Below are 12,367 nucleotides of genomic sequence, written 5' to 3'. Positions count from 1 at the left end.
TGCCCCGACACTCACTCTAATGCCGCGACAGCGCCGACCGCGAGGACATCTCCCGCGCCACTTCGGGCGTGATCGCTCTGTTGAGCATGAAGCAGGCAACCCCAGCCGCTAGCAACGGCAACGAACCGAGGAAGAAGATCGTCCCGATGGGCGTACCGATAGCGATCAGCACACCCGCAAGCAGCGGCCCGACAATCGCGCCAATGCGCGCCACCGCGAACGAAGCGCCGGTCGCGGTCGAGCGAATGAAGGTCGGATAGATCATGCTCGAAATGGCATTGAGACCGATATTGCCGCCCAGCACCAGCAGACCCGAGGCGAGCGCCATCGCCATGGTGGGACCGGCGCCCGTACCTACGGCCACGCCGAGCGCCGCCACCGGAATGGCGCCGAGAATCATCGTCAGTGTCATCACCGAGATGCCCTTCTTGTCGATCATCCAGCCGAAGAAGCAACTGAAGCCGGCGCCGAGCTGGAACAGAGCCTGACTGCGGGCCGCATTGGCAAAGCCGATTTCGTCGGTGAGCAGTGTCGTCATCCACTGCGACAGAAAGAAGTGCGTGACGAACGAAAAGCCGAGCGCCAGCCACAGAAAGGCGGTCATCGCCGAGCGGCCTTCGGTGAAGAGGTGCCTCACCGGCACGCCGGTGCGTACCTGTTCCTGAATGGTGAAGCGCGTGTCATCGGCAAACCGCGCGCTGGGCTTGAGCTTGCGGGCATAAGCCAGGATGCGCTCGCTGCCGGGATTGCGCAGGGCCAGATAGCGAATCGATTCAGGCAGTCCGATCAGAAGAATGATGCCCACCACCACCGCGCCGGCGCCACCCAGATAGAAGACCGAGCGCCAGCCATAGGCGGGAATAATCTCCGCCGCAAGCAGGCCGCCGCCGGACGAGCCGGCCGTATAGCCGAGATAGAGGAGGGTGATGACGAGACCCCGATTGGCCGAGCGGGCATAGTCCGTGATCAGCGAGACCGCCATCGGCATGCCGCCGCCGATGCCGAGCGCGGCGCAGAAACGCATGATCGACAGTGTGACCAGATCGTGCGCGAAGGGCACGGCGAAGGTAAAGCCGCCGAACACCACGGTCGCCAGCAGGATCGCGCGTCGCCGGCCGATGCGGTCCGCCAGCATCGCGAAGACGACCGACCCCGCCATCCAGCCGACGATGCTGACGTTGAACACGGGCGTCATCAGGGCTCGGTTGATGCCCCACTCCTTGATGATGCCGGGCGCGGCGTAGTTCAGGGCCTGATTGTCGAAGCCGTCCGCCAGCATGACGAGGGCGCACAGGACGAAGAGGGTCACGGTGAACCAGCTCCGCTCCTGCGTCTCGACGACCTGGGCGATATCGACGGTAATCTTTTGAGTCATGGATGTCTCCGGATGTCCCAGCTCTAAGGGCTTATTCGCCGTGGCCGCCCGAGGCTTCGCGAACCGGTGTTTCCGGCTTCACGCCGCCGCGCCGGTTGGCCCACGTACGCTCGCCGGTCTCGCGCCAGCCGCCGGAGGTCGCCGCATCTGCATACTCATCCCAGCGCTTGTCCCAGTCGCCCAGGTGGTAGCCGTGCCAGGGCGGGCGCGGCGTCAGATGAGGGAGGTTCAGCTCTTCCCAGATCTTGCGTGCGGCCGTCATGTACCGCTCCGCCGGCAGAGCCAGCGGCGGCATGTCGTGCTTCAGCGTGGCGTCGATCAGAAGCGTGCTTTCGAGCGGCGCACGGCCGGACTTCGGACCATGGCCGCTCGTGCGATAAGGCGTCACATGCACGTCGTGCGTGAAGTCGGAGCGATACGCCAGCGACCAGAAGACGGCATCGGCGTTTTCCGGGTCGATGTCCTCGGAGACTGCGATGACCAGCTTGCCGCACTGTGCCTGAAGGGTCGCGGCGCCCTGCATGCCGCGCCAGACCTCCGCCTGCGGCGTGCCGCGCGCAAACTGCACGAAGATCACCTTGCGCAGGTTGGTGAGCGGCTCGTGCATCACCACCCGTTTGACGCCGCGCACGCCCATCACTTTTTGCAGATGCTCGAGGAACAGCGGCTCATAGGCCACCTTCTTCAGCACCGAGCTTTCGCTCGGCGTCACCTGACTGATGATCGAGACGAACACGGGCTTCTTCTTCATCGTGATCGCGGTGACGTGCATCGACATGTTGTAGTCTTCGAGCGCGATATGACCGTGGCTCTCGCCGAACGGACCTTCGGGCTCCAGAGCATCGGTGTCGATCAGGCCTTCGATCACGATTTCGGCATCGGCCGGGACGACGAGGTCGATGGTCCTGCAGCGCACCACCTCGACCGGCGAGCGCATCAGGCCGCCGGCTACCGCCATCTCGTCCTGATCGATCTGCAGCTTTTGCGGCCCGGTGAACAACACGGCCGGCGCGCAGCCCAGCACGATCGCGCAGGGCATCTGCTGACCCATTGCGCGATATTTCTCCCAGTGCAGATAGCCGCCCGCACCCGACAGCCGGCTCGCCATGCGTACGCCCAGCCGGTCTTCCGACTTCAACGCGGCGCGGTACGTGCCCATGTTCTGGACGCCGCTCTCGGGGTCCTTGGTCACGCACAGCGTCGCGGTGAGATAGGGCGCGGCGTCGAACCCGGGCGTGGACACCGGCACCGGCAGCCGCGACAGCCCGCGGCGTTTCAGTTCTTCGCCCGTGATCACGACTTCCTGACAGGGCGCGTCATCCGCCATGACCGGCGCGATGGGCTCGGCGATCGCCTCCATCCAGACCTTGCCGATCTGATCGACCGGCAGGCCCAGCCCGGTCGCGTAGATCTCCGGCGAGGCCGCGAGACCGCCGATCAGCACCGGGATGTCATAGGTCTGGCCTTCGCCGTCGACCACGTTGGTGAACAGGAAAGCGCGGCGCTGGTCTTCGTCCAGTCCGCCCTGAAACTGCCAGCGCGCGAGCGGATGCAGTTCCGTGTCCTTGTTGATGGGCCGCTCGATGCGGGTCAGGAGCCCCTTGGCTTCCAGCCGCGCGATATGTTCCTGCAGGTCGCGCGGGGCGCCTTCGGCGGTTGCCGCAGGCGAAAGATCGTGAGGCGACGTCGACATGCTTTCTCCTTCATGTGAGACCCGGCGGAGGGGTTCATCACGGTCATTGTTTGTTTGCACGACAGGCTTCAGACGCCGCCCATGCACAGATATTTGATTTCGAGGTATTCCTCGATGCCGTACTTCGAGCCTTCGCGACCGAGGCCCGACTGCTTGACGCCGCCGAACGGCGCGACTTCGTTCGAGATCAGACCGGTGTTGATGCCGACCATCCCGTATTCGAGCGCCTCGGACACGCGCCAGATCCGGCCGATGTCGCGGCTGTAGAAGTACGCGGCCAGCCCGAACTCGGTGGCGTTCGCCGCTTCGATCGCCTCACGCTCGTCGTGAAAGCGAAAGAGCGGGGCGACCGGGCCGAAGGTTTCCTCGGTCGCGAAGCGCATCGATGCGGTGACGCCGTCCACCACGGTCGGTTCGAAGAAGAGCGTGCCCGCAGCATGACGCTTGCCGCCGGTGATCACGCGCGCGCCGTGCGCCACCGCGTCGGCGATATGCGCTTCGACCTTCCCGATCGCCGCCTCGTTGATGAGCGGTCCTTGCGTGACGCCGCCCTCGAAGCCGTTGCCGACCTTGATGCGGCCGACTGCCGCCGCGAACTTGTCGGCGAATGCGTCGTACACGCTGTCCTGCACATAGAAGCGGTTCGTGCAGACGCAGGTTTGTCCGGCGTTCCGATACTTCGAAGCGAGCGCGCCTTCGACGGCCGCGTCGAGATCGGCGTCGTCGAATACGATGAACGGCGCGTTGCCGCCCAGTTCGAGCGAGAGCTTCTTGACGGTCGGCGCACACTGGCTCATCAGCAGCCGGCCCACCGGCGTCGAGCCGGTGAATGAGAGCTTGCGCACGATCGGGTTGGCCGTCATCTCCGCGCCGATCTCGCGCGGATCGCCGACGACCACACTGAACACGCCCGCCGGAACGCCTGCGCGATGCGCGAGTTCGGCCAGCGCGAGCGCCGAGAGCGGCGTGGCTTCGGCGGGCTTCACGATCATGGCGCAGCCTGCGGCGAGCGCGGGCGCAACCTTGCGGGTGATCATCGCGGCCGGAAAATTCCACGGCGTGATCGCGGCGCACACGCCGATCGGCTCTTTCGTCACGAGCATGCGCTTGTCGCTGGAAGGCGAGGCGAGCACGTCGCCATCGACCCGTTTGGCCTGTTCGGCGAACCATTCGATGAACGATGCCGCATAGCCGATTTCGCCCTTCGCTTCCGCGAGCGGCTTGCCTTGCTCGGCCGACATGATGATCGCGAGGTCGTCGGTATTGGCGATCATCAGCGCGTGCCAGCGCTTCAGGACCGCCGCGCGCTGCGCGCCAGTGAGCGCGCGCCAGCCGCGCTGCGCGCGTTCGCCCGCCTCGATCGCGCGGCGCGTCTCGACGCCGGTCATCAGCGGGACGTCGGCGATCGTCGCGCCGGTGGCGGGATCGTCGACGGCGAAGGTGCGGGCGTCGTCGGCGCCGCACCACGCGCCGTCGATATAGGCGAGCGTGCGCAACAGGCTCGGATCGGCGAGCCGGGAAAGCGGATTGGATTCAGTCATGGTCATCGCAAAAGGGCGGCCGCCGACGCACGCGGCGGGCCTGTGATGGGGATGAAGGCGCGTCAGCGGCGCATCGCTACTCGTCCTGCTGCTCTTTCCAGCGCTTGACCACGCCGGTTTCGATATCGAACAGATCGAGCATGCGGCCGATCGTGTGATTCACGATGTCGTCGATCGTCTTCGGCTTCGAATAGAAAGCCGGCACGATCGGCGCGATCACCGCGCCCATGTCGGAGAGCTGCACGAGCGTGCGCAGATGACCGCCATGCAGCGGCGTCTCGCGCACGCCGAGCACGAGACGCCTGCGCTCTTTCAGGACGACGTCGGCCGCGCGGCTGACCAGCGAACTCGTGATGCCGGTGGCGATCTCGCTCATCGAGCGCACCGAGCACGGCACGATCAGCATGCCTTTCGTCTTGAACGAGCCCGACGAAATGGCCGCGCCGATGTCGCCGGGCGAATACCATCGCGACGCGCGCGCGCGCAGATCGGCGGCGCGGAAGTCGGTTTCGTAGGTCATCGTCAGCTCGGCGGCCTTGCTGATCACGAGATGCGTCTCGACGCCCGCCTCGGCGAGCAGTTCGAGCGCGCGAATCCCGTAGATCACGCCAGACGCGCCCGTGATGCCGACGATGATCCGTTCAGGAGAGCCGTTATTGGTCGCCACGATCGTCCTCATAGCCGCGTGCCGGCGAGTTCGGTTCGACGCCGCTGCGACGCCGCGCCTGGTAGGACGCGTCGCGCTGCATCCATTCACCGCGCGTAGCCTGCTCGGCGTTGCGGTCCCATTCCTCCGTCCAGTCGCCGAGCGAATAGCCGTACCACGGCGACTCGGGCTTGAGCGCCGGCAAGCCGAGGCGCTCCCACAGCAGCTTCGCGTTCTCCATATATTCCTTCTTCGGCAACGCGAGCGGCGGCATCGGCGCCTTCATGGTCGCGTCGATCAGCATCGCGGAATCGAGGCCGGTCGCGTGGTCCGAGCGCGGACCGTGGCCCGGCTCGCGGTACGGAATCATCTTCACGTCCTCGACCGGATTGCAGCGATAGCCCATCGCCCAGAACACCGCGTCGGCGTTGTCGGGATCGATGTCGTCATCAATGGCGATCACGAACTTGCCGATCGCAGCCTGCAGCGACATCGTGCCGTACAGCGCGCGCCAGACTTCCGTACGCTTCGCGCCGCGCTCGAATTGCAGAAACACGAAGCGGCGCAGGTTCGTGAGCGGCTCGTGCAGCGATACCTTCTTGATGCCGCGAATGCCGAGATGGTCGCGCAGATGGCGCAGGAACATCGGTTCGTAGGCGAGCCGCTTGATGACGCTCGATTCGGACGGCGTGACCTGCGAGATGATCGACGTCAGCACCGCGTCCTTGCGCCGCGTGATCGCCGTGACCTCGATGACGAGGTTGAAGTCCTCCAGCGCGACATAGCCGTGACTTTCGCCGAACGGACCTTCGGGTTCGAGATACTGCGGATCGACATAACCTTCGACGACCACTTCCGCTTCGGCGGGCACCAGCAGATCGACGGTGCGGCCTTTCACGACACGCACCGGCGTGCCGGCAAGACCACCGGCGACGCTCAGTTCATCGACATTCGGACGCAGCTTCTGCGGCCCCTGGAACGCGACGACGGGCGGCGCGCCGAGCACGATGGCGACCGGCATCTTCTCGCCCTTGGCCGCGTACTTGCGCCAGTGGTCGAGACCGCCCGCGCGCAGATTCACGAGCATCATCATGCCGAGACGCGTCGCCGATTTCAGATGCCCGCGATAGGTGCCCATGTTCTGCACGCCGGTTTCCGGATCGCGCGAAATCACGCCGGTCATCGTCATGTAGGGCGCGGCATCGAAGCCCGGCGTCGAGATCGGCAGCGGCAGCGATTCGAGGCCGTTGCCCGAACCTTCGAGGTCTTTTCCTTCGATCACGATGTCGTGCACCGGGCCGCTTTCAACCACGACCGGTGGAATCGGATTGTCGATCGCGCGATTCCAGGCGTCGCCGATATCGTCGAGCGAGGGCACGTTCATGCCGATGCGGTAAATCTCCGGATTCGCCGCGATGCCGCCGACGATGACCGGAATGTCGTACTTGCGCCCCTTGCTGTCGACGATGTTCGTGAAGAGAAACGCACGGCGTTCGGCTTCGGGAATGCCGCCGCGAAACTGCCATCGCACGAGCGGATGCATTTCGGTGTCTTTATTGACCGGCTCGTCGATTCGATACAGCAGGCCAGCCGCGTCGAGCCGCGCGATGTGTTCGTGCAGGTCCGCGTAACCCGTGTTCGCGGCGGACGTGGAAGAGGTGTCTTGATCAGCCATGACTGGAAGTCCCTTGAAGCGCCGCGTTGCGCGGCGCCCTTTGCTTTGATTGCTGCCCGGCGGGCAGGGTAGTGCGTGTGCGTCGATGTTTCAGCGGCGCATCGACGTCATTGCGTTGGCGAGCGACGCACCGGCCACTTCGCTTGCAAGCGAGAAGTCGGGAATCGTGATCTCGCGGAAATACGTCTTCAGCGTGGCGATGGCGATGCGCTCGCGCGTGCAGATCGACGCGACCATGGCGTCGGCGCGCGCGGCCAGGCTCGCGGCCGGCACGACTTCGGCGACGATGCCCCATTCGCGCGCGTTCGCGGCATCGATCGTCTCGGTCAGGTAGACCAGATGCGCGGATGCCTTCGGCGGCACCTTGTGGCGCAGCACGGAAAGCACGAGCGTCGGCGGCAGGTTTTTCTGCAGTTCGGGCAGGCTGAAGCGCGCATTGTCCGCCGCGATGGCCATGTCGCACGCGGTGACGAGCGCGCAGCCGAAACCTTCGGCATCGCCTTGCACTTCGGCGATGAGCGGCACTTCGCTTTCGTGCATCGCGCGATAGACGTCGAGAATCGGATCGGCGACGTTGCGGCGGAACTGCGCGGACGTCGGCGGCGTGGCGGGCGGCGCGCTGACCGCGCGGCCACGGCAGAACGCGGGGCCGGACGCGCGGATGCGGATGATTTTCACCTCCGGATCGCGGCCGGCCTTGCGGATCTCGGCGGCGAGCGCGCGCATCGCTTCGAGCGTCAGCGTGTTGCCGAGGTCTGGCTGGGAGAGGGTGATCCGGTATTCCGAATCGTGGAGCGCGGCGTTGAATTCAGTCGTCATGGCGGGCAAGTAAAGTCAATGAAAACGGGAAATCCACATTTCTGATGAGCCGGCGCGCACCAGTCAGCGAGCGTAGGCGCCGGCCTCCTTGAGCTTCTGAAATACGCGTTGCGGAACGAGCGGCGCTTCGGTGAACTCGACGCCGTATTCCGAGAGCGCGTCCTCGATCGCCGCGACGATCGCCGCCGCGGCCGGAATCGTTCCGCCTTCGCCCGCGCCCTTGACGCCGAGCGGGTTCAGCGGCGACGGCGTTTCGAGATGCACGATGTCGACGTTCGGTACGTCGGTCGCCATCGGCAGCAGGTATTCGCCGAAGTTCGTCGTGGTGGGTTGCGCGTTCTCGTCGTACTGCATCCATTCGAGCGTCGCGTTGCCGATGCCGTGCGCGACCGAGCCGATCACCTGGCCATCGACGATCATCGGATTGATGAGCTTGCCGGAGTCGTGCGCCATCACGTAGTTGAGGATCGTGATGTGGCCGGTCTCGCGATCGACTTCCAGTTCCACGACAGCAGTGCCGTTGCAATACGTCGACTGCGCGGGCGAGAAGTACTTCGTTTCTTCGAGGCCGGCGGTGAGGCCCTTGGGCATCGTGAAGCCCGGCATGCCTTGCGAGATCTTCGCGAGCTGGCCGTAGCTCATGCGCTGTTCGATGCCCGCGCGGCGCGCCACGTGCCCCTCGACGAGCACGAGTTCTTCGGGCTCGCACTGCCACAGATGCGCGGCGAGCGTGAGCATCTTCTCGCCCACGGCCTGCGCGGCGATATAGACCGAGTTGCCGGCATTCACCGTCACGCGGCTCGCGAAGGTGCCGACGCCCATCGAGATGCCGCCGGTATCGCCGGTCACGACGTCGATCGTTTCGAGCGGCACGTTCAGTTGTTCGGCGCAGATCTGCGCGAAGGTCGTCTTGTGGCCCTGACCTTGCGGCGATGCGCCGGTGATCACGACGATGCGGCCATTCGCCTGCACGCGCACCGTCGCGCCCTCGAACGGCCCCATGCCGGTGCCTTCGACGAAGCTCGCCATGCCGATGCCGATGAAGCGGCCCTGACTGCGCGCCTCGGCCTTGCGTGCGGCGAAGCTCGCGTAGTTGGCGCGTTCGAGCGCCGCTTTCTGGCAGGCCGGATAGTCGCCGCTGTCGTAGCGCAGCGGACTGCCGTCGCGATAGATGAAGCCCGCGTCATACGGCATCTGCTCCGGCTGGATCAGATTGCGCCAGCGCAGCTCCGCGCGGTCGATGCCGAGCGCGCGCGCGGCCTTGTCGAGAATCCGCTCCATTGCGAATACGGCTTGCGGGCGGCCCGCGCCGCGCACCGGCGAGGTCGCGCACTTGTTGGTGTAGACGACGTCGAGCTTCGCGCCCATCGCGGGGATCACGTACGGGCCGGGCGTCGTCGTGATCGAGATGTACGGCGTGATGATGCCCCACGGCAGGAACGCGCCGTTGTCATGCACCATCTCCAGCTTCACGCCGCGAATCTTGCCGTCGTTTTCCAGCGCAATGCGTACGGTCCACCACTGGTCGCGTTCCTGCGTGACCGCGAGGAAGTGCTCGCGCCGGTCTTCGATCCATTTCACGGGACGCTTGAGCGCGACCGCCGCGATCGAGACGAGCGCCTCTTCCGGATAGAACGGCAGCTTCGGGCCGAAGCCGCCGCCGACGTCGTTCATCAGCACGCGCAGCTTCTCGGCATCCCATTCGAGCAATTCGACGAGATTCTTCTTCTCGTGATGCGGCGCCTGACCCGACGACCAGACGGTCAGCTCGCCGTTGGTCGCGTGATACTCGGCGAGATAGCCGCGCGTTTCCATCGGATGCGCGGAACCGCGGTTCTGCCAGTACGTTTCCTCGACCACATGCGGCGCATTCTCGAAGGCGGCGTCGATGTCGCCAAAACCCATTTCGATATGCGCGACGACGTTGTCTTTCGCGTCGGTGTGGCAAAGCGGCGATTCGGCGCGCAGTCCGTCGCGGCAGTCGGCGACGGCGGGCAGCGTGTCGTATTCGACTTCGATGAGACCGCACGCGTCTTCGGCGATATAGCGGTTGTCCGCGACGACGAATGCCACCGCTTCGCCCGCGAACGTGACTTCGGTCGAGGCGAGCAGTTCCTGTGTGCGCTCGAAGCGGATCGCCGGATTCGGCAGCATCGACGGCGCGCGGCCGCGTGCGCGGCCGCTCAGGTCCGCGTGCGTGTAGACGGCATGCACGCCCTTGAGTTCGCGGGCAGCGGTGCAGTCGATCGACACGATTTTCGCGTGCGCGTGCGGGCTGCGCAGCACGGCGGCCTGCAGCATGTTCGGCAGATGCAGGTCGTCCACGTAGGAGCCCTGGCCTTGCAGCAGCTTCTTGTCCTCGGTGCGCGTGATGCGCTTGCCGATGTAACGCTGGTCGGTGGGCGCGCCCTTCAGATCGGAAATTTCCATCGTGTGTTACTCCGTCGCGTAGGCCGCCGGTGCGGCGGCACGCTGATCGCGGATGCGCTGCGCGGCGAGCAGGGCCGCGGCCACGATCGGCTGATAGCCCGTGCAGCGGCACAAATTGCCCGTGATCGCTTCGCGGATTTCGGCTTCGGTCGGCGAATCGGTTTCGTTCAGCAGTTCGGTCAGCGTCATCAGCATGCCGGGCGTGCAGAAACCGCATTGCAGCGCGTGTGTTTCGGTGAAGGCTTTTTGCAGCTCGTTGAGCGTGCCGTCCGCGTGAGCGAGCCCTTCGACGGTGGTAAGCGTCCGGCCGTTTACTTGCGCCGCGAGCGTCAGGCAGGCGCGCGCGGTGCGGCCTTCGATCAGCACGGTGCAGGCGCCGCATACACCGTGCTCGCAGCCGTAGTGCGTGCCGGTGAGTTCGAGGTCGTGACGCAGGAAGTCACCGAGCATGCGGCGCGGTTCGACGTCGCGCTCATAAGCGGTGCCGTTGACGACGACTCTGACAGTACGAGTCTCCATGTCCATCTCCTTGCTCACTGTACGTTTTGTCTTGCAACGCGCGAGAACGCCCGCTTCAGCGCTCTTTCGCTCAGGACGCCGGCGAGATGCTGGCGGTAGTCGGTGCTCACGTGCGCGTCGGTCATCACGTCGAGCGCGCGCGCGGCGTCGCTCGCGATGCGCAGCGCGTCTTCGTCCATCGGACGGCCGTGCAGCGCGGTTTCGACGTCGTGCATGCGCACCGGGCCGGGCGCCACGCCGCAGATCGTCAGCGATACGCGGTCGATGTATCCCTTTGCATCGGCGGTGCAGAGCGCGGCGACGCCGACGATGGCGTAATCGCCATGGCGCCGCGCGAACTCCTCGAATGCATAGCCGTGGCCCTCGGGCCAGATCTCGAGCGAGATGTCGGCGAGCAGTTCGCCTTCTTCGAGCGCGGGCGTCATGTACATCAGCGCCCAGTCGGACATCGGCAGTTCGCGGTGCGTGACCGCGCCGTCTTCGTAGCGCGCGATGCTCAGCACGCCGTCGAGCGCGGCGGTGAAGCACGGCTGTTCCGACGATGGATCGAGCTGGCACAGGCTGCCGCCGAGCGTGCCGCGATTGCGGATCTGCTTGTGGCTGACGAGTTGATACGCCTCGCGGATCAGCGGCGCGCGCTTCGTGACGAGCGGCGACAGTTCGATGTCGCGCTGCCGCGCCATCGCGCCGATGTGCAGGCGGCCATCGCGTTCCTCGATGCGCGTTAGCGCCTCGACGCCGTTCAGATCGATCAGATGACTCGTCATCAGATACCGGAAGTTCATCATCGGCATCAATGACTGGCCGCCGGCGAGCACGCGGGCGTCCTCGAGCGTGCCGAGCAGATGCGCGGCCTCGTCGACGGTGGTCGGCGCGTGATACTGGAATTCACTGGGTTTCATGGGTGCTCCACGGGTGCGTCGGCCGCTTCGTCAATGCTGTTGCCCGGGTCTGAAAAGCCGGGCGAAGAAGTTTCGGATCGACTGCCACATCGCCTTGCGCATCAGCGCGCCCGCGTCGAGCGGCGCGACCGGCGCAGGGGCGGGCGGCGCGCGGCGCGGTTCGGCGGGCGGCACCGGCGCGGCGGTTTCACGCGCGGATTGCGCGTTTTGCGGCGTAGCGGAGGTCGCGGCGTCGTTCGGGACGTCGGCGCTGACGAGCGTGTGCGTCGTTTGCGCATCGTGTGCCACGTCCGCCTCGATGAGCGCGGTCAGATTCTTCGCGAACTGGTTCAGCAACTGCTGCGAGAGCGCTTCGATCATCCCCGCGCCTCGACCGTACTGCGCGACCGTGCCCGACAGATTCACCTCCGAGACGACATCGACTTTCGTCTTGCCGCCGGCTTCGGCGACGGCCGCGTTGATTTGCGCATCGGCGCCGCCACGGCCTTTGGTATCGGTGCCGCTTGCCGAGACGACGACCGTGCGGTTGGCGTCGTTCTGATCGGCGATCTTGAATTTGCCTGCGAACTTGAGCGTCAGCGGGCCAAGCTTGACGGTGAAGCCGCCCTTGTAGCTGCCATCGGGCTGCTGCTCTTTCAGTTCCGCGCCTGGAAAACACGGCGCGGAGCGCTCGATGTCGGTCATGGTCTTCCAGACGTCGGCGGGCTGCGCATCGACGGTGAACGACGAACGGATGGTGATTGCCATACTGCCTCCTCGGAGCGATC

The 12,367-nt window shown here is 65.6% G+C and carries 10 protein-coding genes; all 10 read right to left on the bottom strand.

The genetic code is table 11. The features are described 5' to 3' along the window. Positions 1–16 precede the first annotated feature (16 nt). Positions 17–1,375, bottom strand: a complete 1,359-nt coding sequence (locus tag BTHE68_RS22885; protein ID WP_162068588.1) for an MFS transporter — start codon at positions 1,373–1,375, stop codon at positions 17–19. Between the two features lie 31 nt (positions 1,376–1,406). Continuing rightward, positions 1,407–3,068, bottom strand: coding sequence for a UbiD family decarboxylase (locus BTHE68_RS22880; RefSeq protein ID WP_162068587.1), 1,662 nt, complete (start codon positions 3,066–3,068; stop codon positions 1,407–1,409). Between the two features lie 68 nt (positions 3,069–3,136). Continuing rightward, the gene (locus BTHE68_RS22875) at positions 3,137–4,609 is read right to left on the bottom strand and encodes an NAD-dependent succinate-semialdehyde dehydrogenase (protein WP_162068586.1); all 1,473 of its coding nucleotides are present in this window, start codon (positions 4,607–4,609) and stop codon (positions 3,137–3,139) included. Between the two features lie 76 nt (positions 4,610–4,685). Further along, on the bottom strand, positions 4,686–5,276 hold the full coding sequence (locus BTHE68_RS22870) for a UbiX family flavin prenyltransferase (protein ID WP_225936362.1): 591 nt from the start codon (positions 5,274–5,276) through the stop codon (positions 4,686–4,688). Beyond that, complete coding sequence (locus BTHE68_RS22865) at positions 5,263–6,930, bottom strand: UbiD family decarboxylase (protein ID WP_162068584.1); 1,668 nt, start codon at positions 6,928–6,930, stop codon at positions 5,263–5,265. The genes BTHE68_RS22870 and BTHE68_RS22865 overlap by 14 nt, the downstream gene beginning before the upstream one ends. Before the next feature lie 90 nt (positions 6,931–7,020). Further along, positions 7,021–7,749 carry an enoyl-CoA hydratase/isomerase family protein gene (locus BTHE68_RS22860; RefSeq protein ID WP_162068583.1) on the bottom strand — a complete coding sequence of 243 codons (729 nt, stop codon included), beginning with the start codon at positions 7,747–7,749 and terminating at the stop codon, positions 7,021–7,023. Positions 7,750–7,812: 63 nt separating this feature from the next. Further along, on the bottom strand, positions 7,813–10,179 hold the full coding sequence (locus BTHE68_RS22855; protein WP_162068582.1) for a xanthine dehydrogenase family protein molybdopterin-binding subunit: 2,367 nt from the start codon (positions 10,177–10,179) through the stop codon (positions 7,813–7,815). 6 nt (positions 10,180–10,185) lie between these two features. Next, positions 10,186–10,698 carry a (2Fe-2S)-binding protein gene (locus BTHE68_RS22850; protein WP_061178203.1) on the bottom strand — a complete coding sequence of 171 codons (513 nt, stop codon included), beginning with the start codon at positions 10,696–10,698 and terminating at the stop codon, positions 10,186–10,188. Between the two features lie 14 nt (positions 10,699–10,712). Continuing rightward, on the bottom strand, positions 10,713–11,600 hold the full coding sequence (locus BTHE68_RS22845; RefSeq protein ID WP_162068581.1) for an FAD binding domain-containing protein: 888 nt from the start codon (positions 11,598–11,600) through the stop codon (positions 10,713–10,715). Between the two features lie 30 nt (positions 11,601–11,630). Continuing rightward, on the bottom strand, positions 11,631–12,347 hold the full coding sequence (locus BTHE68_RS22840) for an SRPBCC family protein (protein ID WP_162068580.1): 717 nt from the start codon (positions 12,345–12,347) through the stop codon (positions 11,631–11,633). Between the last annotated feature and the right edge of the window lie 20 nt (positions 12,348–12,367).

This window comes from Burkholderia sp. THE68, from assembly GCF_009938265.1.
In the GTDB taxonomy this organism is placed as follows: Bacteria; Pseudomonadota; Gammaproteobacteria; order Burkholderiales; family Burkholderiaceae; genus Caballeronia.
Note: the sequence above shows the minus strand (reverse complement) of the source record. Positions and strands in the feature narration are given on the sequence as shown.

Coding starts and splice junctions, on each gene's coding strand:
- BTHE68_RS22885 (WP_162068588.1), bottom strand. CDS start 1,375: ATGACTCAAAAGATTACCGTCGATATCGCCCAGGTCGTCGAGACGCAG.
- BTHE68_RS22880 (WP_162068587.1), bottom strand. CDS start 3,068: ATGTCGACGTCGCCTCACGATCTTTCGCCTGCGGCAACCGCCGAAGGC.
- BTHE68_RS22875 (WP_162068586.1), bottom strand. CDS start 4,609: ATGACTGAATCCAATCCGCTTTCCCGGCTCGCCGATCCGAGCCTGTTG.
- BTHE68_RS22865 (WP_162068584.1), bottom strand. CDS start 6,930: ATGGCTGATCAAGACACCTCTTCCACGTCCGCCGCGAACACGGGTTAC.
- BTHE68_RS22860 (WP_162068583.1), bottom strand. CDS start 7,749: ATGACGACTGAATTCAACGCCGCGCTCCACGATTCGGAATACCGGATC.
- BTHE68_RS22855 (WP_162068582.1), bottom strand. CDS start 10,179: ATGGAAATTTCCGATCTGAAGGGCGCGCCCACCGACCAGCGTTACATC.
- BTHE68_RS22850 (WP_061178203.1), bottom strand. CDS start 10,698: ATGGAGACTCGTACTGTCAGAGTCGTCGTCAACGGCACCGCTTATGAG.
- BTHE68_RS22845 (WP_162068581.1), bottom strand. CDS start 11,600: ATGAAACCCAGTGAATTCCAGTATCACGCGCCGACCACCGTCGACGAG.
- BTHE68_RS22840 (WP_162068580.1), bottom strand. CDS start 12,347: ATGGCAATCACCATCCGTTCGTCGTTCACCGTCGATGCGCAGCCCGCC.